The following is a 19,823-nucleotide window of genomic DNA, read 5'->3' on the forward strand; positions in this document are numbered from 1 at the left end:
CGTGAAGTGCCGCGCCGGCGAATACCGGCGCGGGCCGGTATTCAAATCAGCGAAGCCCTGCTCCACTGGCCATTGACCAGTCGATTGAGGCCCAACGGGTTATGGTTTTGCAACGCCTCGGGCAGGTACTCATCAGGATAGTTCTGGTAGCAGACCGGGCGCAGGAAGCGATCGATGGCCAGGCTGCCGACGGAGGTTCCGCGTGCATCGGAAGTCGCCGGGTACGGTCCGCCATGGACCATCGCATCGCTGACTTCGACGCCGGTCGGGTAGCCATTGAGCAGCAAGCGTCCGACCTTGTCTTCGAGCAAGGGCAACAGGTCGCTGTAGCGCTCAAGGTCCGCCGGCTCGGCGATCAGGGTGGCGGTCAGCTGACCGTGCAGGCTGTCGAGTACAGCGCGCAGTTGCTGCGAATCGTCCACCTCCACCAGCACCGTCGCCGGGCCGAAGATCTCTTCCTGCAACAACGGATCGCCCTCGAGCAACAGTTGCACATCGGCCTTGAACAACTGCGGTTGCGCCTGGCGGTCGCCTTGCGGTTGACCGGCCAGGTGATCGACCTGGGCATGCCTGTCGAGGTGTTTGAGCCCGGCACTGTAGCTGTTCAGCGCTCCGGCATTGAGCATGGTCTGGGCCGGTTGGTCGCCCATGTGCTGGGCAAAGTGTTGCTGAAACTCGCTGAACTGCGCTGAACGCAGGCCAATGATCAGACCGGGGCTGGTGCAGAATTGACCACAGCCCAGATTGACCGACGCCGTCAGCTCTGCGGCGATTTTTTCGCCCCGAGTGCTCAAGGCGTGCGGCAGCAGGATCACCGGATTGATGCTCGACATCTCGGCGAACACCGGTATCGGCTGCGGCCGCGCGGCCGCCAGATCGGACAACGCCCGGCCACCCTTCAGCGACCCGGTAAACCCCACGGCCTTGATTCCTTCAGCCTTGACCAGCGCCTGTCCGACACCGGCGCCGTAAATCATGTTGAATACCCCCGACGGCATACCCGTGCGCTGCGCCGCGCGAACGATGGCGCTGGCCACGCAATCGGCCGTTGCCATGTGCCCGCTGTGGGCCTTGAACACGACCGGGCACCCGGCGGCCAGCGCCGACGCGGTATCACCACCGGCAGTGGAAAAGGCCAAGGGGAAATTGCTGGCACCGAACACTGCGACGGGGCCGACACCGATGCGGTATTGGCGGATATCCGCTCGCGGCAGAGGTAGCCGTTCAGGCAACGCCTGATCAATCCGCGCACCGAGGAAATCCCCTCGCTTGAGCACCTGTGCAAACAGTCGCAACTGACCGCTGGTGCGGCCGCGCTCACCCCGAATCCGGCCTTCGGGCAGCGCCGTTTCCCGGCAGACCAGTGCAATGAACTCCTCGCCCAGCCCATCGATCTCGTCGGCGATCGCCTCAAGAAAATCCGCACGACGCCCCGGCGGCAATTGACGAAACGGAGCAAAGGCACGGGTGGCGGCAACAACGGCCAGAGCGACTTCCTGCTCAGTGGCCTGATGAAAAACATAAGGCAATGCCTGACCGCTACTGGCGTCGACACTGTGCAGCGTCTCGCGGCCCAGGGCACTGCGTTGCCCGTCAATGAACTGCTGGCCGAGAATATCGGACATCAAAAACTCCCTCGCCTGGTTTCGGCAGGCGAACACTCGAATTGAAGGAATGCGCCGACCGGCGCAGCGCCCACTCTAGGGGTCGGGATCAGGGGCGAACAAATGACAACAACGGGCCGGGGGATGAGCATTTGTCATCCCCCGGCCCGTCAGTCGCCTCAGCGAATCGCTACCGGGTTGATGTTGACCTGGGTCGAGCCTTTGTAGAGCGGCTGGCCGAGTACGAACATGAACGTCCAGGCCTTGTCCCGGACCAGTGCACGGCTGTCGATCAGTTCCAGGTTGTAGATGCCGTTCTTGGCCAGCATGAACTGGTTGACCGGGAACTCCTGGCCATCGGTGCCGGGATAGATTTCCGAAGCCCAGGTGTCACCACCGAAAGCGACGATCTGTTTGTCCGCCAGCCATTTCGCCGCGGCCATGCCGATGCCCGGTTCCACCGCGAGGAATTTTTCATTGTCCTTGCCCAGCAGTTCCAGCCAACCGGTGTTGAACAGCACCACGTCACCCTTCTCGATGCTGATGCCTTGCCGGTGCAGGGCCTTCTGAATATCGGCAACGGTGAATTCGGTTTTTTCCGGCACGATGGCGCGGCCGTAGACTGCGGTCATGTCCAGCACCACACCACGGGTGACAATCGGCGGGACTTTCTCGATACCGAGTTTCTGCACCCCTTCCACGGTCACGAAGTCCGCCGCGCGATTGCCGTTGTAGTAGACGTTGTCGATGCCAATGTGGCCGATGCCGTTGAGCTGGGTGCCGACACCGGTCCAGCCCACCACCAATTCATCGTTGAAGGTGAATTTGTTCGGCCCCATGGTGGTGCCGCCCGCTTCGCCCGGCTGGACATTGGTCAGGTGGAAACTGCGGTGACGGAACGCCGGCAGGTTCTTGTCGATGGGCACGGCCAGCGGATAAGTCTTGCCTGTCTTGATCAACTTGGCAGCGTTGAGCACCGAATCGGCGTCAAGCAGGTTCAGTGCACCGATTTCATCGTTGGCACCAAACTTGGACGGATACCATTTTTCGCCCTCGGCGGCGTGGGCGGCGTTGAGGGTGAACAGGAGGGCAAATGGCAAAGCCAGGCGCTTGAGCATGTTGGAGTCCTTGTCTGTTTTTGATGGACCCCACGGTACTCAGCGGTTTTGTGCAGAAACAGCCAGCCCTCGACAATACATTTGTTCTGGATTTTCACGAGTGCTTGCATCGATATCTGCACAAACAGTCGGCAGTGCTAGAGTGGAACCGGTGGGTCAACTGACATAAAACCCTGAAATCCTGACAGTCGACCAATTGCGATAACGCTTAGAACGTTTGCGAATTATGATTATTCCATCTCGCTGATACAGAAACCTATGAACATCGCAAACCCTCCAGCCGCCCGCGAAATCCAATCCGATTCACCGCGTTTGATCGTCTTCCTCGCCTACCCCGAAATGGGCCTGCTGGACCTGACCGGCGCACAAACCGTATTTTGGGCGGCCTCGCGCTATCTCAACAGCAGCAACTTGCCGGGTTACAAACTGCAAACCGCCAGCCTCACCGGTGGCCTGATCCAGACCGCCGAAGGCCTGGCCGTCGACACTGTGCCATTGAGCACTTTCACCGAGCACTCGATCGACACGCTGATCGTGCCTGGTGCGCCGGTGATTATCATGGCAATGAACAATTCTCTTGAGGTTGTCGAATGGCTCAAGGTCGCCTCGACCAAGGTCAGGCGTACCGCCTCGGTGTGCAGCGGCACGTTCCTGCTGGCCGAAGCCGGATTGCTCGACGGTCGTCGTGCCGCCACCCATTGGGCGATGTGCGGCATGCTCAAGGAGCGGCATCCGTCGATCGAAGTCGACAACGATGCGATCTTTGTCCAGCAAGGTTCGGTCTGGACTTCTGCCGGGGTCAGTGCCGGCATCGACCTGGCCCTGGCGCTGGTCGAAGAAGATTGCGGCCGCGAACTGGCGTTGCTGGTGGCGCGGGAGATGGTGGTGTTTCTCAAGCGCCCTGGTGGTCAGGCCCAGTACAGCCAACTGCTGCAATCGCAAACCAGCGAAGGCGCCGCCTTCGACGACCTGCACTTGTGGATCACGCAAAACCTGGCCGGTGAAAACCTCACCATCGACCGGCTCGCCCAACAAGTGCAGATGAGCCCGCGCAACTTCGCCCGGGTCTACAAACTCAAGACCGGCCGCACCCCGGCCAAAGCCGTGGAAGTGCTGCGGGTCGAAGCCGCCAGGCGCCTGCTGGAAGAATCCGAGCGCAACATCGATCAGATTTCCCGACTGTGCGGCTTTGGTGACGAAGAACGCATGCGCCTGACTTTCCAGCGCAACCTGGGGGTTTCGCCACGGGACTATCGCAACCGGTTTTCGCGGTGAACGGCAGGTCAATAGCGTTTCATGCTCAATGCCGCGTCCGTCGCTCCAGCAACCGCACTCCAAGCGACAACGGATAACACAGAGCAAAGTAAATCGCCCCCACCAGAATGTAGATCTCCAGCGGCATGAAATACACCGAACTCAAATCCTGCGCCCTCAGCATCAAGTCAGGTGCCGCAATCAGTGAAGCTACGGACGTATCCTTCAACAGCGAGATCGCGACGTTGCCGATCGGTGCCAGCACGATACGGATAGCCTGGGGCAACACGACCCAACGCAATATCTTGAAGTGCGGCATGCCAATCGCTTTTGCCGCTTCCACTTGGCCCTTGGGTACCGCCTCCAGTCCCGCCCGGTAAATCTCCGCCAGGTACGCCGCCGCGTTCAGCCCCAGGCCAATCATGGCGGCCTGGAACGAACTGAAGTGGACACCGATTTCCGTCAGGCTGAAATAAACGATGAACAACTGCACCAATGCCGGGGTACCGCGAAATACCTCGATGTAAGTCAATGCCGCCCGGCGCAATGGCCGGTTCTTCGACAGTCGTGCCAGCGCTACCAGCAAGCCGACAATAAGACCAATGACCAACGCGCCAAATGCCAATTGCAGCGTAGCCCAGGCCGCCGCCAGGAACTCGACATGGGTGGCTTCCCACAGCTCGGCATAGCCCATATCAGATCTCCTTGACGACTTTGAGGCGGCGCTCGGTACGCGCCGCCCAATGGGAAAGCACCAGGCTCAACACCAGGTAGATGACCGCCAGCAGAAAGTAGATCAAATTGGTCTGGTAGGTTTCGCTGACCAGCATTCTTGCCTTGAATGTCAGTTCAGGCACTGCCGCCGCCGATGCCAGGGACGTGTCCTTGAGCAAGCCGATGGCGAAGTTGGCCATCCCGGGAATCGCGACCTTGAACGCTTGCGGCAATACGATGAGGCGCATCGCCAGCGACCGGGTCATGCCGATCGAAAACGCCGCTTCACTTTGACCGCGGTCGATGGTGCGGATACTCGACCGAAACACTTCCGACAGTATCGCCGCGCCGTTCAGGCCGAAACCGATGATCGCCGCGCCGATTGCCGGCAAGGTAATGCCGATGTAGGTCAGCCCGAAATACAGGATGAACAGTTGGGTCAGGATCGGTACGTTGCGAAAAACCTCCAGGTACACACTGGCGATCAGGCTCAGGAAGCGGCTGCGGGATAGCCGCATCAGCGCCAGGCAAAAACCCAGCAACGCCGCCACGATAAAGGCCGCCAGGGTCAGGCCCAAAGTAGTCAGGGCACCGATGCCCAGTACGTTCAGGAAGTACGGCAACATCTCGATGGTTTTGTGCAGCGCAGTTGTATCGAACATCGATCAATGCTCCTGCACGGCACGGATGAAGCAACGGGTACGTTCGACCTGACTCTCGCGGAAGATCTGCCGGGGTGGTCCCTGCTCGACTATGTTACCGTCGGCCATGAAGATCACTTGGTCGGACACGCTTTCGGCGAAGCTCATTTCATGTGTCACGATGATCATGGTCATGCCCTCTTCCGCCAGCCTGCGCATAACCCCCAGAACCTCTCCAACCAGTTCCGGGTCGAGTGCCGAGGTCGCCTCGTCGAACAGCATAAGTTTGGGTTTCATCGCCAGCGCTCGGGCGATGGCAATGCGTTGTTGCTGCCCGCCCGACAGTTGCTCGGGAAACGCATCGCGCTTGGCAAACATGCCGACTTTGTTCAGCAAGTCCTCGGCCAGTTCCACCGCTTCGGCGCGGTTGCGCTGTTGCACCTTGAGCGGGCCAAGGATGATGTTCTCCAGCACCGACAGATGCGGAAACAGATTGAAGCGCTGGAATACCATGCCGATCTCGGCGCGCATGCGTGCCAATTCCTTGTCGCTCATGGGCACTTTCCGGGTGCCCACCAGTCGTTGGCCTATGAGCTCGTTATCAATGTAAATGTCGCCCTTGGTTGGCTCTTCCAGGTAATTGACGCAGCGCAGCAAGGTGGTCTTGCCGGAGCCGCTGGGGCCGATCAGTGAGATCTTCTGGCCCTGCTGCACATTGAGGTCAATGCCCTTGAGGACATCCAGGCTACCGAAGGATTTGTGCAGCCCTTCGATTCGCACCAGCGGAGTTGATTGCGCCATGATTCACGTCCTCGACTCAGGCAAAGGCCGGACTGAAATCACGCGGAGGATGCGCGAACGGCCCGATCAAATTGCCCTTTTCGTCGCGGTCCACGCCGATGCGAGGGTTGTTGGCGGGAGGTTCGAGGTAGTCGGGGTTTTTGATCCCGTACTTGGCGAGGATCGGACGGATCTGATCCGTGGCCTTCAACCAGCGCAGCCCTTGGTTCACTCCGTCGAACAAGTCCTGGTTCTGCGGATGAACGCCCCAGATCGCTTCGAATTTAGCGGTCAGGCTGGGGAATCTTTCATCGTAAGACATGGGGACTTGTTTGAGCTTCAGGCTAGGGTCCTGAAGAATCATGTAGTCAATGGTCGGCGCATCCAGTACGGCAAAGTCCAGGCGCCCGGCGCGCACGTCACGCAGGCAGGAATCGGTGTTGTCGTAAAGTTTGACCTCCTTCACACCATCGATTTTCTTCATATCGGGGATGGTGAAATAACCGGTGATAGCGCCGATGGTGCGCCCTTTCACATCGTTGACCGTGATCGAGGTGTCGAACGGCTCACTATCGCGCATGATCACGTAGGCACCGGTGTAAAACACCGGGTCGGTCAGCAGCAGAATCTTCGAACGCATCGGGTTCCAGGCGAAGTTGCCGCCGAACCAGTCGGCACGTCCAGACCTCACCGCTTCGACCACCGCCGGGAAGCCCATGGTCAGCACATCGAGCTTGAGTTCGAGACGATCAGCAATGAGTTTGAGCAGTTCCAGATCGGTGCCAATCGGCACGCCTTCGCGTAGCGCACCGAGGGGCATGTCGCCCAGACATGCGGCGGTGAGATAACCGGGACGCACGGTCTTGATAGGTTTGTCGGCCGCCGATGCAAACGACATCGGACCCATCGCGCAGCCCAAAGCAGCCGCCAATGAACCGTAGCCGGTTGCTTTAAGCAAACTGCGACGGGAGAAACCCTGGGTATCAAACTTGAAGTCGGACATAGATCACCTATATAGAGGCAAATTTTATTGTTTTTGACCGTTACAAGCCTTGTTGCTCAATCGCCGTCCGTGGCTGATTGCTCCCTGTGATTCATGACTGGGTCGGTACCCTTGCGAGGATGTCGATGGCATTGACGTGAGGTTGGCGGGCTTGCTGCCGCAGGCGCCTGAGGATCAGGTAAGCGGCAGATACCACAGCGAGGCTGACAAGGCTGGCGAGGAACTGTGTACGCAAGGATTCCTGAAACGCCATGGCGGCCAAAACACCCGCAATCACTGCCACCACAGCATAGGACAGCCATGGAAACAGCCACATCTTGAGGGTCAGTCGCGCCGGTGCCGTGGCCTCGACCTGACGCCGCACCCTGATCTGCGCCAACGCCACCGCCAGGTAGACAAACAGCATTACTGCGCCGGAAGCGTTGACCAGAAAAAGGAACACGCCTTGCGGAGAAATGATCGCTGCCATGATGGCGATGTATCCGATCACACTGCTCAACAGCACTGCCGCCCGGGGCACTTTCCGACCGGTCAGGACTGAAAGTTTTGCTGGCGCATCACCACGCTGGCTGAGGCCGAACAGAATCCGCGAAGACACATAAAGCCCGGAGTTCAGTGCCGACAGCACAGCCACCAGCACCACCGCCTGCATGATCATCCCCGCGCCGGGAATGCGCATCACCTCCAGTGCAGCCACGAAGGGTGAATGGCCGGCGACGATCTGACCCCAAGGCACCACGCAGACAATCAGGAAAATCGAGCCGACATAAAAGGTGATGACGCGGAAGATCACCGAACGGGTCATATTCGCCACGTTCTTCGACGGGTCGTCGGACTCGGCGGCGGCAATCGTTGCGATCTCGGCGCCGCCGACGGCGAAAATCACTGTCGGCACTCCCGCCAGAATCGCACTCACACCATAAGGCATGAAGCCACGATCATTCACCAGGTTACCCAGCAGGTCGCTGGTGCTCGGTGCAAAACCGAACAGGTAAGCTCCGACAACAAAGATGAAGACGATGATCGCGAAAACCTTCAATGAAGCGAACCAATACTCGAACTCGCCATAGGATTTGACCGACAGGCAATTGATGGCGGTCATGATCGCCAACAGGCTCAGCCCGATCACCCACGCGGGCAGTGGTATCCACTGTTCCAGGATGTTGGCACCGACCACCGCTTCGACCGCAACCACGATCACCCAAAAGTACCAGTACAACCAGCCACTGGTGAACCCGACCCAATTGCCCAGGCCTATCCGGGCGTACTCGGTAAAAGAACCGACACCGGGCAAAGCAACGGCCATTTCCCCCAGCATGCGCATCACCAGCATCACCACGATGCCGGTAGCGAGATAACTGAGAAACGCGGCGGGTCCGATCGCCTGAATCGTTGCACTGCTGCCGACAAACAAACCGGCGCCGATGATGCCGCCCAGGGAAATCATGGTGATGTGGCGCTGGCGCAAGGCGCCACTGAGGCGCTGCTGGCCCGAATTTGAGTTCATTGACTGAGCGTTTTTCATTGGATGACCTCCGCGGCTCGGTAGGGGGTCGATCGACCGGATAAATTCTTCGAAGACTTTGCGCGAGGGGGACAACACACCGGATACTCTGTGCAGCCCGATGTCAGGCACGAGTGTCGATGTAGGTGGGACGCCAGGAGCAATCCCGGCTGGAACGTTTCGATAGTCATGTGCGTACCCATTGAACTGCGCATGGCAGCATTTTCTTATTGTGTTGCATGACAAGCATTACAATACACACACTAATCACGGATTTTTAGCTTGTCAATGGGCCTTGTATCGGATAAAAAGCAATACAAACTTGCTCATTGTCCTGCTTAGAGCATGACAACAGGGATAAAGCACCATGAGTCAATTCGAACAACTGCTGGATGAACTCAAGGCCAGTGCGGCGTTGCAGCGTGATAAAGCGGAAACCCTTTACGCGCAACTGGCCGATTCACTGGCCGAAGCGATAGGCAACGGCAAGCTCAAACCCGGGGAGCGCCTGCCGCCGCATCGCGACTTCGCGAGTGCACTGGGGGTGAACATCACCACGGTGACCAAAGCCATGGCTGTGTTGCAGCAAAAAGGCCTGGTAGAAAGCCGCCCGGGGCGTGGCACCCAAGTCGCGCAACCACGCCATCCGGCAGCGCAATTTCAGTCGGCACCCAGCAATGATCCGGGCACCATCGACCTGAGTGTCAATCGCCCGGCAACCGGTGGTTTCAACAGGGTATTGGCGCAATTACTGCCGCGACTTTCCAGCGACCCGCGCTTTGGCGACATGAAGGACTATCACCCGTCCGAGGGGCCGTTGTGGGCTCGCGAAGCCGCGGCCCAATGGCTACGCCACACCGGCGTCGAGGCCCAGGCTTCGCAGATGTTGATCGTCGAAGGCGCGCAACATGGCATCGCCAGTACCTTGCGCAGCTTGACCAACAGTGGCGATACCGTGCTGGCCGACAGCGTGACCTATCAAGGCATCAATGCCTTGTGCCGTTCGCTGGGGCTGATTCTGGTTGGGGTCGACGCCGATGAACGCGGCATGTCCCCCGAAGCCCTGCGCCAGGCCTGCACTGAACATCAACCGCGACTGTTGTTTCTGGTGCCGTCGATTCACAACCCGACCGCCATTACCCTGGATACCGAGCGCCGGGCAGAACTGGCGAGCGTGATCCGCGAAACCAGCCTGCTGGTTATCGAAGACGATGTTTATCGCCCGCTGCTCGATCAGTCACCAGCACCTTTCGCGGCGCTGATGCCGGAGCGCACGATCTACATTTCGGCTCTGTCCAAATGCATCGCCCCGGGATTGCGCATGGGCTTTGTCATGGCCCCGATGTCGCTGGTGCAGGACATCGCAGCCATGCAACGTATCGACTGCTGGAGCACATCGCCACTCAGTGCACTGATCGCCACTCGGCTGATCGAGGACGGGCATGCTGAGCAACTGGTTTGCGAACAGCGCGAAGAGTTGCGACTGCGCCAGGCGCTGCTCGCCACGCACTTCGAAGGCCTGGAATTCCAGCACAGCGCCACCGGCACCCACGCCTGGCTAGTGCTGCCGGAACCCTGGACCGGCTCGCGATTCGCCCGCCTGTGCCAGGACCGTGGGGTGGTGGTGCTGGCCGGCGGCGCCTTCACTTTGCGTCCGGAACTTTCACCGCAAGCGGTGCGCATCAATATCTCTGCAGCCCTATCTCGGGAGCAGCTGACCAAAGCCTTGACTGTCATCAGCCAACTGGCGCGTCAGGGCCACCTTCACATGCACAACCGGATCTGAGGACATGACACAACCCGTTCATTGCGAAATCGCCGTTGTCGGTGCCGGCGTCGTCGGGGTTGCCACGGCACTCTGGCTGCGACGCCAGGGTTATCAGGTTGCCTTGCTGGAGCGCGATGCGGTTGCCAGCGGCGCGTCCTACGGCAATGCCGGCACCCTGGCACCGTATGGTGTGATGCCGATTGCCCAGCCGTCGCTGCTGAAGGCAATTCCATCGTTGCTGTTCTCGAAGGAATCCCCCTTCGTCATCAACTGGGCACGCTTGCCACAGTTGATGCCATGGCTGCTGCGCTTTCTCAATGAGTGTCGTACCTCACGCTGCGAAACCAACACCCAGGCACTGAGCAACATTCTCCAGCACACCTATAGCGGCTATGCGCCGCTGCTGGCAGACGCACCGCTGGCCGATCAGCATTTGCGTCACAATGGCTGCATCTATGCCTACGGCACCGAGCAAGGCTTGGCCGGCGCGCAAGCGGCCATCGAACTACGCCGCTCTCTGGGCATTGCACAGCAAGTGTTGAACGCAGCGGACATCGAACAACTGGAACCTGCGATGGCAGGCAAAGCGATCGGAGGCATTCTGTTTCCCGAGTCCTCGCACATGGATGACCCTCGAGCCTTCATTGAAGCGCTGGCCGCGCCACTGGTCGCCGCAGGCGCGCTACACCAGGCAACGATCACAACGGTGCAACGCAAGAGTGACGGCCTGTACCTGGGCAGTTCCGAAGGGAAAAGTTGGCGAGCCGACCGCGTCGTGCTGTGTGGCGGCGCCTGGTCAGCGGCGTTGGCGCGTCAGGTGGGCGATCACATTCCGCTGGATACCGAACGCGGCTATCACATCGAATTCGATCTGCAAGACGCCCTGCTCAACCGCCCTGTTTGCCCGGTGGAGAGCGCGTTTTACATGACACCCATGGCAGGTCGGCTGAGGGTTGCGGGCACAGTGGAACTTGGCTCGATCAACGACCCGGCGAATCCAAAACGCTTCGACTACCTGGAGCGACACGTACGCCGTGTCATGGGCCTGACCCAACCGGTCGCTCGCAGGTGGCTGGGGTTCCGTCCTTCCCTCCCCGACTCGTTGCCGGTCATCGGCCCATCACCGAACGAACCGCGTTTGATCTACGCCTTCGGTCACCAGCACCTGGGCCTGACCCTGGCCGGAGCCACTGGCCAACTGGTCGCCGACTGCATCGCCGGCAAGACGCCACCATGGCTGGACAGTTTTTCCGTTCAACGCTTCTGAGCAACACTTTTCGACAGGAGAACCAAGGATGCAAACCATCGAGCGCAAACAGACCAGCCAACGCATGAGCCAAATCGTCATCCACGGCAATACCGTGTATCTGGCTGGGCAAGTCGGCGAACCCCATCACGACGTTGCCGGCCAGACCCGTGATGCGCTGGCGCGAGTAGATGCACTGCTCGAGCAGGCTGGGTCGTCGAGGCAACAACTGTTGCAGACCACCATCTGGCTTGCCGACATGGCGGATTTCGCGGCGATGAACACCGTGTGGGACGCTTGGGTCCCGGCCGGGCATGCCCCGGCCCGTGCGTGCGGCGAGGTAAAACTGGCTGATCCTAGCCTGCTGGTCGAAGTGATTGTCTGCGCGGCCAAGGGTTGAAATTCAACTCAAAGCGCATCGACGGGGAACTCTCGGCGGCCGTCGTGCATCCTAAATGGTGAGGTATTTCCTTTTTATGCAGGCTTTGAGGACTCCGTCATGCGCCGTCTGATTATCATTTCTTCCCTTGTACTGTGCTTACCGTTCGGCTCTGCCATGGCCAAAGTGGATGCAGGTGATGTTGCCACTTCGGCCGGTGTTTCCGCTTCGCTGTACTCGACGTTCAAGGATGACAAAATGATGATTCCCGCCCGTGACGACGCGTCCAGCTTCGTCGCCAGTGGCGGTGCGATTCGTGGCGTTTATCTGGAGCAGGTGTTGCAGCGGATCCGCCAGGAAAACCCCGGTCTCAATGCCAGCGATGAAGACTTGGCGCGAGCCATTCTTGTCCAGCAAGGCGTTGCTGCCGATCACTGAAGACGACCAACCTCAGCGGTGGGGCTCGTGACACCCGGATTGCGTTTCCAGCCCTGCCTTGCTGTCGGTTGACCGCCACCTGCTCCACTTGAACGGGCAGTGATCAGCGATAGCGCGGCGCCGATTCTGAATTTCCGAACAGCCCGCTCAACACCTGGCGTTGAGTTTCATGACGGTCCCACTGCGCCCCGTCGTGCAAGCCCGGGATGGTCACCACTTCTCCATTCGCCAACCCAACCAGTGCTGCATCAACCATGTCCTCGGCAGACATGACGATTTCCTGCGGCAGGTTTTCCACCGGGTTGCCCGCTTCACTCCAGAACTCGGTTGCGGTGGCGCCCGGCAGCACGGCCTGGATGCGCACGCCTTTGTCGGCCAGTTCCCGATGCATCGACTGGCTCAAACCCAGCACGAACGCCTTGGTCCCGCCGTAAACGCCATTGAGAATTTCCGGAGCGATGGCAACGATCGAAGAAATGTTGATCACGGTGCCGGTGCCGCGCGCGACGAAGCCAGGCACCACGGCATAAGCCAGGCGCATCAACGCGGTGACATTGAGGGAGATCATGTCTTCCATTTCATCCACCGGGCTGGCGAGCAGCGGCATGACCGCGCCGACGCCGGCATTGTTGACTAGCAAGGTGATGCTGGCATCGTTGCGCAGGATGTCTTCTACCCGTCGCACATCGGCCTTGTCCTTGAGGTCGGCGGCGACCACTTCCACGGTGCGACCGGTCTGGTCGCTCAGATGCCGGGCCAGGGCGTTGAGCTTGCCCTGGCTACGGGCCACCAGAATCAAGTCATAACCCTGGCGAGCGAGGCGGTCGGCGTACACAGCGCCAATGCCCGACGATGCACCGGTGATCAATGCAGTACCTTTGGATGAGAGCGCCATAATCGGTTTCCTTCACGGTTGGGCGAGACGTTCGCCGGTTGTGTACCGTTATAAATCCGCTCGCTGGTGTCGCAAATGACGTTTAAAGTACGTTTTTCGGACATCGCCGTTTGAGGGCAGATCAATGATTACCGTGGCGTTTGTGGTTTTCGACGGCTTCCAGTCCATGGCGCTGGCGGCGATGCCGGTGTTCGAATACGCCAACTTCAGCGCTGGCGAAACGCTGTACGACGTGCGTGTGCTGTCCGAAGGGGGTCGCTTGTTGCGGGCCTCCGGCGGCTTGTGTGTCGGCACCGAGGCATTCGATGAGCGTGTGTTCGATACGGTGATCGTGGTCGGAGGCGATGCGATTCTCGAACAGGCGCCCGAAGCGGTGCTCGATTACCTGCGAGCTGGCGTCAAGACCGCGCGACGCACGGCGTCGATCTGTTCCGGGGCTTTCGTCCTGGCCCAGGCCGGTTTGCTGGAGGGAAAGCGGGCAACCACTCATTGGGCCTATGCGCGACAACTGCAAGAGCGTTTTGCGGGGATCAACGTCGAGGCTGACCGGATCTACGTGATCGACGGGTCGATCTGGACTTCAGCCGGCATGACCGCCGGTATCGACCTGGCGCTGGCCATGGTCGAAAAAGATCACGGCGCCGACCTCGCCCGTTCAGTGGCGCAAAAACTGGTGATGTACCACCGTCGCGCGGGTGGCCAGTCGCAACATTCGGCGCTGCTGGAACTGGAGCCGAAATCCGATCGCATTCAGAGCGTTTTGACCTATGCCCGGGAACACCTCGACCAAGTGCTTTCGGTAGAGCAACTGGCGGAGGTGGCACGCCTGAGCCCACGGCAGTTCAGCCGGGCATTTCGCGCGGAAACCGGCCAGTCACCGGCCAAGGCCATCGAAAACCTGCGTCTGGAAACGGCACGGCAGATGCTCGAACGCGGGCGCCTGAGCCTTGACCAGATCGCCCTGGCAACCGGCTTCAGCGACCGCCGCCGCATGCGCGAAGCGTTCTTGCGAACATTCGGGCAGCCGCCGCAGGTGATACGGCGCAGCGCGCGATCCGAGATGTCAATGTAGGAGCGAACCGCCGACCGGCGTCAATCCTGGCGGCCGCCATCGCTGGCAAGCCAGCTCCCACAGGGGCTTTATGCCAAGCACAAAAACTGCGGAGACTTCAAATACTGTGGGAGCGTGGCTTGCCTGCGATGACGTCGGCACATTCACCATCCACGCTGCCTGACACACCACCATCGCTGGCAAGCCAGCTCCCACAGGGGTCTGATGTCGATTACAAAGGCTGTAAGCGAATCAAATTGTCGGCGCTTGCCTGCGCCACAACCAAATCATAATCAGCCAACGTCGCATGATCCGTTTCGATCGGCACGTCATGCGTCGCCGTCACAATCAACAAACCCGCCCCCGCCGCCTGCGCGGCGAGGATCCCCACCGTGGCATCTTCGAACACCAGGCATTGAGTGATGTCCACCCCCAGCCGTGTCGCCGCGAGTCGATAACCGCTCGGGTCGGGTTTGCCGAGGCTGACGTCTTCGGCGGTGATCATCACGTCCGGCTCGGGAATCCCTGCCGCTGCCATTCGCCGCAAGGCAAGCGTCCTCGGCGCCGAGGTGACGATGGCCCATTGATGAGCCGGCAGCGATTTGAGGAACGCCGCCGCGCCAGGCACCTCGGCAACCCCTTCGACATCTTCGATTTCCGCCTGGGTAATCCACGCCGCTTCAGCCTCGGCATCCACACCGGGCAATCCCAGACGTGTGATGGTGTCGATGGCTCGGGCACCGTGAATGGTCGGCAGGAAGGTTTCAACATCGACACCGTGGCGCAAGGCCCAAGTGGTCCAGACGCGTTCAGCGGCGGCAATCGAGGTGAGGATGGTGCCGTCCATGTCGAACAGGAAGGCACGGTAAGGGACGTTGAAAACAGACGTGGGCACGGGCAAAGGGTCCTTCCTATCTCAGCGGACATTTGCGCCAATTTACACGATCCCCACAGGAACTGGCGCAGGCTGCGATCTTTTGATCCTGAAAAAGCAAAATCAAAAGATCGCAGCCTGCCCCAGCCCCTACAAGGCAGGGCGTGATTTCAAGGCTCCTTGCACACAATCGAGCAGTTGCCCCAACGCCCAGGGTTTCTTGATGAATGTCACCTCATGCCGGACGCCCGAGCTTTCCGGGGTTTCGTAGCCGGACATGATCATGATCGGTTTGTCCGGCCAGCGATCGCCAAACTGATTGGCCAGGTCTGCACCATTGAGTTTGCCGGGCATGGTGATGTCCGTGAGCAACAACCTGACCTGCGCGGCATGCTGCTCCAGATACGCCGCAGCCGCATCGGCACTGATCTGCGGTTCCACCACAAAGCCTTCGTCCTGCAGAATTTCGCAGAGAAATTCCAGGATCAACGGGTCGTCCTCAACCACCAGGATCAACCCCTCAGGAAGATATCCGCCCGCTGTCGTTACTCGACTCATGACCTTGCTGCTCCCTGATTGCACCTATGATTTCGCGGGCTTGAATCCGCTACCTACAAGTAGGAGCAGCGGACTCGGCGGAAATTCATTTTTGATACAGTCAGGCGACGAATTCATGCTTCCTGCAGGCGCTGAGCCCGCTCTCGATGGCGCTGTGTCAGCCATTACAGGTTGACTGATACACCGCCATCGCGAGCAAGCTCAGCTCCTACAGGGGCACGGGATTTTTGGGATTACTGTGACATGGCGTCCTTTTTCATGGCGTCTTTGGACATGGCGTCTTTTTTCATGCCGTCCTTGCTCATGGAATCCCTGGACATCGTGTCTTTCTTCATCGCGTCCTTGGACATCGAATCTTTCTTCATCGCGTCTTTGGACATTGCATCCTTGGACATCGAATCCTTGCTCATGCTGTCTTTGCTCATGGTGTCAGCAGCAAAAACACTGGCGGCGCCGACGGCCAGGCACAAAGACAGAACAACGGTGGTCAGCTTTTTCATGATGAAACTCCTTGAAGCACAGGTTTGATGGGTAGGTTGCGGGGGTTCATCAGCTGCCACCGAACCAGTTGTAGCCCTGGTCTTCCCAGTAGCCGCCGCTGTAGGTGTTGCTGACGAAAATCGCCTGAATGTGTTTGGGGTTCTTGTAGCCAAGCTTGGTGGGCATGCGCAGCTTCATCGGGAAGCCGTATTCACGCGGCAGCACCGCGCCGTCGTACGTCAGCGCCAACAGGGTTTGCGCATGCAGCGCGGTGGCCATGTCGATGCTGGTGTAGTAGTCGTCGGCGCATTTGAAGCCGACGTATTTGGCGTCGGTGTCGGCGCCGATGCGCTTGAGGAAGTCGCTGAAGCGTACGCCACCCCAACGGCCGATCGCGCTCCAGCCTTCAACGCAGATGTGCCGGGTGATCTGCTCGGTCTGGGCCATGGCGCGCAGCTCTTCGAGGCGCCAGCTGCGCTTGTCGGCGACCCGTCCGGTGACTTCCAGACGATAGCTCTCCTCCTCCACCGTCGGTGCTTCGTCGATGCCGTAGAACGCATTGAACGGAAATGGCCGGGTGATCATCGACGCCGGATAGGTCGGGGCCATGGCGTTGGGGTTGAACAGCCAGCCCTGCACCCGGTCGTTGAAGCGCGACATCGATGACAATGCGGTCTCGACGCTGTCGTTGTCGGTGATGTTGCAACCCGACAACATCGCCACGCCACCAAGGGTCAGGCCACGCAAGAGGAACGATCGACGCGAGCGGTCTTCGATCTGTGGTGCAAGGATTTTGCGGGCATCCGCGAGGATCGAAGCCTCATCCAGCCCGGGGACCTGAATACGCTTTTTCATACGTGCTCCTTGCGGCCAACGATCATGGCCAACAGCGTTTTAGGTACCAGCGCGACCATCACCAGATGCACCGCAACGAATGCCACTAACAGCGCCATGGCAAAGAAGTGCACACGGCGCGCCCCTTCGTAACCCCACAGCAATTCACGCAGCAGCGGGAACTGCACCGACTTCCACAACACCAGCCCGGAGAGCACCAGCAGGGTGATGTCGATAATCACGAACAAATACGCAAACCGTTGCACCTGGTTGTAATGACTGAGGTCGGCATGCCCGAGTTTTCCGCGCAGTGCCGCCGACAAGTCGCGCAGCACACCATTGGGCGAAACCGGGAAAAAGCGCCGTTTCAAGCGACCACTGAAGACATTGATGAGCAGGTAGACGAGGCCGTTGATCGCCAGGAACCACATCGCCGCGAAGTGCCACTGAAGCGCCCCACCGAGCCAGCCGCCGAGGGTGATCGACGTGGGAAAACTGAAATCGTAGAGTGGCGAGGCGTTGTAGATGCGCCAACCACTGGTGACCATCACCAACACCGCCAGGGCGTTGAGCCAATGGGTCAGGCGCAGCCAGCGTGGATGACTGGCCTTGGGTGAGGCAGATGACTGCGACATGTCCGGCTCCCGATGTGGTTGTTCGTTGGAGCCGAGTATGGGAGCCGGAAGATCGCCAAATCCTCACGCAAAGTTAAATTTAATGTGATAACTGCTCACTCACAGCCACCCAAAACCCTGTAGGAGCGAGCCTGCTCGCGATGGCATCAAGTCAGCCGACATTGATGTTGAATCTGAAACCGTTATCGCGAGCAGGCTCGCTCCTACAGGGGGCGGTGGTAGCCCGCCGAACGCGCAACTATGGTTAAATGCCGCCCCCCGCAACTTGCCGACCCAGACCCATGAACGCAGACGCCCTCTCCATCCTCCACGACCACTTGCTGACGGCACTGGCCACGCCTCCCGACGAAACCCGCCGGCTGTTCCACGGCCGTGGCCGCTGCTGGCCGGGGCTGGAGCAGGTGACCGTGGACTGGCTGCAAGGCGTGGTGCTGGTGGCACTGTTCAAGGAGCCGGAAGCGGCGCAACTGGAGGACTTGAAGCAACGGCTGATGGCAATCACCCAATCACCGCAGTGGACACAATCCGGGGCGCACACATTGTTGCTGCAGCACCGCTACCTGCTGCAAAGCACCACCGAATGGCTACTGGGCGATGTCATCGAAGAAATGACCATCACCGAAGGTGGCTTGAAGTACCGGGTGGACCTGGGCCGCAAGCAGAACACCGGGCTGTTCCTCGACATGCGCTATGGCCGTGACTGGGTCCGGGCCAACGCCGCCGGCAAACGCATACTGAACCTGTTCGCCTACACCTGCGGCTTCTCGGTGGCGGCCATCGAAGGCGGTGCGACGCACGTGGTCAACCTCGACATGTCCAGCCCGGCGCTGAGCCGTGGCCGCGACAATCACCGGCTCAATGGCCATGACCTGAGCCAGGTGACGTTCCTCGGCCACGACCTGTTCAAGTCCTGGGGCAAGGTGATCGGCAAAGGCCCGTACGACCTGGTGATCATCGACCCGCCGTCGTTCCAGAAAGGCAGTTTCCTGCTGACCAAGGATTATCAGCGGGTGCTGCGCCGATTGCCGGAACTGCTGACTGAAAACGGCACGGTGCTGGCCTGCATGAACGACCCGGCATTCGGTGCCGATTTCCTCATCGACGGCGTGACGCGCGAGGCGCCGAGCCTGCGCTTTGAACAACGCCTGGAGAACCCTCCGGAGTTTCCCGATGCGGATGTTGAGGCAGGTTTGAAGGCGTTGGTATTCCGAGTTTAAGACCGGGTTGGCCCTGTTTGTGGTTGCAGCACCAACGCAAACAACTCCCCATGCCCGTTCACATTGAGCTTGTGATAAAGGTTGCGCCGATGCACCTTCACTGTCTCGGGTGAAATGCCCATCTGCTGGGCGATGGCCTTGCTGGAGAAGCCCTGGAGGATCAGCCGCGCGGTTTCGATCTCGCGCACTGACAGGCGCGCATCGAAGCGATCGAGCAGCGTTGCCAGATCTCCGGCCACGGCCTCGGCGACTGGCCCTTCCGGCGGCAGCAATCGCAGGTGTCGGCGCATGGCGGCCAGCACCCAGTCGCGCACGCACAACAGACGGCCCTGCTCTTCGAGGCTGAAGCGTGTCGAGCGCCCGAGAGAAAGGCCCAGCACCGCGCCATCGACGTTGACCATGAACTGCAACTCGTCGCCGCCGACCACCGAGCGGAAGTAGCTCAAGTAATACTCGCTGTGTTGGAACTGGTCCGGGGCCACCGATTCGAGGCTGTGCAAGCCGTCGGCAATGCCGGCACAGGCCGCTTGATAGAACGGGTCGAGCAAGTACATGCCGGCGCTGTAATCTGCCAGGTCTTCGTGCTCCTCGCCGCTGCCTTTGGCGTCGAAATCAATGAGCAGGCGCGGTACCCGACCCGGCCTCATCACCGCGACCAGGGCGTTGTCCAGCGGCACCAGCAGGCGCAGGGTGTCGACCAGCGCACGCCAGAACCCTTCCTCGCCCAACGTGGCAAACACGCGCGCCAGCCCTTGGTGCAGCGGCAACTCTTTCAACAACGCGTCCACGCCCTACCCCTTTCGAGTAACCCATGATGGGAATGGGTAACG

Annotated in this window: 21 protein-coding genes; 7 read left to right on the forward strand and 14 right to left on the reverse strand. The window is 59.9% G+C overall.

The window, feature by feature from the left end:
• Nucleotides 1-41 precede the first annotated feature (41 nt).
• The gene (locus D8U73_RS15325; RefSeq protein WP_130904979.1) at nucleotides 42-1,625 is read right to left on the reverse strand and encodes an aldehyde dehydrogenase (NADP(+)); all 1,584 of its coding nucleotides are present in this window, start codon (nucleotides 1,623-1,625) and stop codon (nucleotides 42-44) included.
• 158 nt (nucleotides 1,626-1,783) lie between these two features.
• Complete coding sequence (locus D8U73_RS15330) at nucleotides 1,784-2,722, reverse strand: cyclase family protein (protein ID WP_130904980.1); 939 nt, start codon at nucleotides 2,720-2,722, stop codon at nucleotides 1,784-1,786.
• Nucleotides 2,723-2,980: 258 nt separating this feature from the next.
• On the opposite strand from D8U73_RS15330, the gene D8U73_RS15335 reads away from it, so the two are divergent.
• A complete protein-coding gene (locus tag D8U73_RS15335) occupies nucleotides 2,981-3,997 on the forward strand; it encodes a helix-turn-helix domain-containing protein (protein ID WP_130904981.1) in 1,017 nt (338 codons plus the stop codon).
• Between the two features lie 25 nt (nucleotides 3,998-4,022).
• On the opposite strand, the gene D8U73_RS15340 is transcribed toward D8U73_RS15335, so the two are convergent.
• From D8U73_RS15340 to D8U73_RS15360, 5 genes are all read right to left on the reverse strand, one after another.
• Nucleotides 4,023-4,670, reverse strand: coding sequence for an amino acid ABC transporter permease (locus tag D8U73_RS15340; RefSeq protein ID WP_130904982.1), 648 nt, complete (start codon nucleotides 4,668-4,670; stop codon nucleotides 4,023-4,025).
• Nucleotide 4,671: 1 nt separating this feature from the next.
• Nucleotides 4,672-5,352, reverse strand: a complete 681-nt coding sequence (locus D8U73_RS15345; protein WP_130904983.1) for an amino acid ABC transporter permease — start codon at nucleotides 5,350-5,352, stop codon at nucleotides 4,672-4,674.
• A gap of 3 nt (nucleotides 5,353-5,355) precedes the next feature.
• Nucleotides 5,356-6,132: an amino acid ABC transporter ATP-binding protein gene (locus D8U73_RS15350; RefSeq protein ID WP_130904984.1), complete on the reverse strand. Its 777-nt coding sequence runs from the start codon at nucleotides 6,130-6,132 to the stop codon at nucleotides 5,356-5,358.
• Between the two features lie 16 nt (nucleotides 6,133-6,148).
• Nucleotides 6,149-7,114 carry a transporter substrate-binding domain-containing protein gene (locus tag D8U73_RS15355; protein ID WP_130904985.1) on the reverse strand — a complete coding sequence of 322 codons (966 nt, stop codon included), beginning with the start codon at nucleotides 7,112-7,114 and terminating at the stop codon, nucleotides 6,149-6,151.
• 91 nt (nucleotides 7,115-7,205) lie between these two features.
• The gene (locus tag D8U73_RS15360) at nucleotides 7,206-8,621 is read right to left on the reverse strand and encodes an amino acid permease (RefSeq protein WP_206663023.1); all 1,416 of its coding nucleotides are present in this window, start codon (nucleotides 8,619-8,621) and stop codon (nucleotides 7,206-7,208) included.
• 364 nt (nucleotides 8,622-8,985) lie between these two features.
• Here D8U73_RS15360 and D8U73_RS15365 point away from each other — a divergent pair, with 364 nt between their 5' ends.
• The 4 genes from D8U73_RS15365 to D8U73_RS15380 all read left to right on the forward strand — a co-directional run bounded on the left by D8U73_RS15365 (nucleotide 8,986) and on the right by D8U73_RS15380 (nucleotide 12,449).
• Nucleotides 8,986-10,404 carry a PLP-dependent aminotransferase family protein gene (locus D8U73_RS15365; protein ID WP_130904987.1) on the forward strand — a complete coding sequence of 473 codons (1,419 nt, stop codon included), beginning with the start codon at nucleotides 8,986-8,988 and terminating at the stop codon, nucleotides 10,402-10,404.
• 4 nt (nucleotides 10,405-10,408) lie between these two features.
• A complete protein-coding gene (locus D8U73_RS15370; RefSeq protein ID WP_130904988.1) occupies nucleotides 10,409-11,653 on the forward strand; it encodes an FAD-dependent oxidoreductase in 1,245 nt (414 codons plus the stop codon).
• A gap of 28 nt (nucleotides 11,654-11,681) precedes the next feature.
• On the forward strand, nucleotides 11,682-12,032 hold the full coding sequence (locus D8U73_RS15375; RefSeq protein ID WP_130904989.1) for a RidA family protein: 351 nt from the start codon (nucleotides 11,682-11,684) through the stop codon (nucleotides 12,030-12,032).
• A gap of 99 nt (nucleotides 12,033-12,131) precedes the next feature.
• Nucleotides 12,132-12,449: a DUF2388 domain-containing protein gene (locus tag D8U73_RS15380; protein WP_130904990.1), complete on the forward strand. Its 318-nt coding sequence runs from the start codon at nucleotides 12,132-12,134 to the stop codon at nucleotides 12,447-12,449.
• 103 nt (nucleotides 12,450-12,552) lie between these two features.
• Here D8U73_RS15380 and D8U73_RS15385 read toward each other — a convergent pair whose 3' ends face one another.
• Nucleotides 12,553-13,344 carry an SDR family oxidoreductase gene (locus tag D8U73_RS15385; RefSeq protein ID WP_056856745.1) on the reverse strand — a complete coding sequence of 264 codons (792 nt, stop codon included), beginning with the start codon at nucleotides 13,342-13,344 and terminating at the stop codon, nucleotides 12,553-12,555.
• Nucleotides 13,345-13,468: 124 nt separating this feature from the next.
• On the opposite strand from D8U73_RS15385, the gene D8U73_RS15390 reads away from it, so the two are divergent.
• A complete protein-coding gene (locus tag D8U73_RS15390; RefSeq protein ID WP_056856746.1) occupies nucleotides 13,469-14,416 on the forward strand; it encodes a GlxA family transcriptional regulator in 948 nt (315 codons plus the stop codon).
• Nucleotides 14,417-14,627: 211 nt separating this feature from the next.
• Here D8U73_RS15390 and D8U73_RS15395 read toward each other — a convergent pair whose 3' ends face one another.
• The 5 genes from D8U73_RS15395 to D8U73_RS15415 form a co-directional block, all read right to left on the reverse strand.
• Nucleotides 14,628-15,296, reverse strand: a complete 669-nt coding sequence (locus D8U73_RS15395) for an HAD-IA family hydrolase (RefSeq protein ID WP_056856747.1) — start codon at nucleotides 15,294-15,296, stop codon at nucleotides 14,628-14,630.
• A 123-nt stretch (nucleotides 15,297-15,419) separates the two neighbouring features.
• The gene (locus D8U73_RS15400; RefSeq protein ID WP_056856748.1) at nucleotides 15,420-15,827 is read right to left on the reverse strand and encodes a response regulator; all 408 of its coding nucleotides are present in this window, start codon (nucleotides 15,825-15,827) and stop codon (nucleotides 15,420-15,422) included.
• Nucleotides 15,828-16,060: 233 nt separating this feature from the next.
• A complete protein-coding gene (locus tag D8U73_RS15405; protein WP_130904991.1) occupies nucleotides 16,061-16,327 on the reverse strand; it encodes a pentapeptide MXKDX repeat protein in 267 nt (88 codons plus the stop codon).
• 49 nt (nucleotides 16,328-16,376) lie between these two features.
• Nucleotides 16,377-17,162 (reverse strand): molybdopterin-dependent oxidoreductase, encoded by a 786-nt coding sequence (locus D8U73_RS15410; RefSeq protein ID WP_130904992.1) that lies wholly within the window; start codon nucleotides 17,160-17,162, stop codon nucleotides 16,377-16,379.
• Nucleotides 17,159-17,776, reverse strand: a complete 618-nt coding sequence (locus D8U73_RS15415; protein ID WP_056856751.1) for a cytochrome b/b6 domain-containing protein — start codon at nucleotides 17,774-17,776, stop codon at nucleotides 17,159-17,161. Before D8U73_RS15415 ends, D8U73_RS15410 begins: the two co-directional genes overlap by 4 nt.
• A gap of 281 nt (nucleotides 17,777-18,057) precedes the next feature.
• Here D8U73_RS15415 and D8U73_RS15420 point away from each other — a divergent pair, with 281 nt between their 5' ends.
• Complete coding sequence (locus D8U73_RS15420) at nucleotides 18,058-18,993, forward strand: class I SAM-dependent methyltransferase (protein WP_130904993.1); 936 nt, start codon at nucleotides 18,058-18,060, stop codon at nucleotides 18,991-18,993.
• Here the strand turns inward: D8U73_RS15420 and D8U73_RS15425 are convergent.
• Nucleotides 18,990-19,781, reverse strand: a complete 792-nt coding sequence (locus D8U73_RS15425) for a helix-turn-helix transcriptional regulator (protein WP_130904994.1) — start codon at nucleotides 19,779-19,781, stop codon at nucleotides 18,990-18,992. The genes D8U73_RS15420 and D8U73_RS15425 overlap by 4 nt on opposite strands.
• Nucleotides 19,782-19,823: the final 42 nt, after the last annotated feature.

The organism is Pseudomonas sp. Sample_22 (assembly GCF_004307635.1).
Classification (GTDB): domain Bacteria; phylum Pseudomonadota; class Gammaproteobacteria; order Pseudomonadales; family Pseudomonadaceae; genus Aquipseudomonas.

Coding starts and splice junctions, on each gene's coding strand:
- D8U73_RS15390 (WP_056856746.1), top strand. CDS start 13,469: ATGATTACCGTGGCGTTTGTGGTTTTCGACGGCTTCCAGTCCATGGCG.
- D8U73_RS15330 (WP_130904980.1), bottom strand. CDS start 2,722: ATGCTCAAGCGCCTGGCTTTGCCATTTGCCCTCCTGTTCACCCTCAAC.
- D8U73_RS15420 (WP_130904993.1), top strand. CDS start 18,058: ATGAACGCAGACGCCCTCTCCATCCTCCACGACCACTTGCTGACGGCA.
- D8U73_RS15385 (WP_056856745.1), bottom strand. CDS start 13,344: ATGGCGCTCTCATCCAAAGGTACTGCATTGATCACCGGTGCATCGTCG.
- D8U73_RS15410 (WP_130904992.1), bottom strand. CDS start 17,162: ATGAAAAAGCGTATTCAGGTCCCCGGGCTGGATGAGGCTTCGATCCTC.
- D8U73_RS15345 (WP_130904983.1), bottom strand. CDS start 5,352: ATGTTCGATACAACTGCGCTGCACAAAACCATCGAGATGTTGCCGTAC.
- D8U73_RS15370 (WP_130904988.1), top strand. CDS start 10,409: ATGACACAACCCGTTCATTGCGAAATCGCCGTTGTCGGTGCCGGCGTC.
- D8U73_RS15325 (WP_130904979.1), bottom strand. CDS start 1,625: ATGTCCGATATTCTCGGCCAGCAGTTCATTGACGGGCAACGCAGTGCC.
- D8U73_RS15375 (WP_130904989.1), top strand. CDS start 11,682: ATGCAAACCATCGAGCGCAAACAGACCAGCCAACGCATGAGCCAAATC.
- D8U73_RS15380 (WP_130904990.1), top strand. CDS start 12,132: ATGCGCCGTCTGATTATCATTTCTTCCCTTGTACTGTGCTTACCGTTC.
- D8U73_RS15335 (WP_130904981.1), top strand. CDS start 2,981: ATGAACATCGCAAACCCTCCAGCCGCCCGCGAAATCCAATCCGATTCA.
- D8U73_RS15340 (WP_130904982.1), bottom strand. CDS start 4,670: ATGGGCTATGCCGAGCTGTGGGAAGCCACCCATGTCGAGTTCCTGGCG.
- D8U73_RS15355 (WP_130904985.1), bottom strand. CDS start 7,114: ATGTCCGACTTCAAGTTTGATACCCAGGGTTTCTCCCGTCGCAGTTTG.
- D8U73_RS15405 (WP_130904991.1), bottom strand. CDS start 16,327: ATGAAAAAGCTGACCACCGTTGTTCTGTCTTTGTGCCTGGCCGTCGGC.
- D8U73_RS15360 (WP_206663023.1), bottom strand. CDS start 8,621: ATGAACTCAAATTCGGGCCAGCAGCGCCTCAGTGGCGCCTTGCGCCAG.
- D8U73_RS15350 (WP_130904984.1), bottom strand. CDS start 6,132: ATGGCGCAATCAACTCCGCTGGTGCGAATCGAAGGGCTGCACAAATCC.
- D8U73_RS15415 (WP_056856751.1), bottom strand. CDS start 17,776: ATGTCGCAGTCATCTGCCTCACCCAAGGCCAGTCATCCACGCTGGCTG.
- D8U73_RS15365 (WP_130904987.1), top strand. CDS start 8,986: ATGAGTCAATTCGAACAACTGCTGGATGAACTCAAGGCCAGTGCGGCG.
- D8U73_RS15400 (WP_056856748.1), bottom strand. CDS start 15,827: ATGAGTCGAGTAACGACAGCGGGCGGATATCTTCCTGAGGGGTTGATC.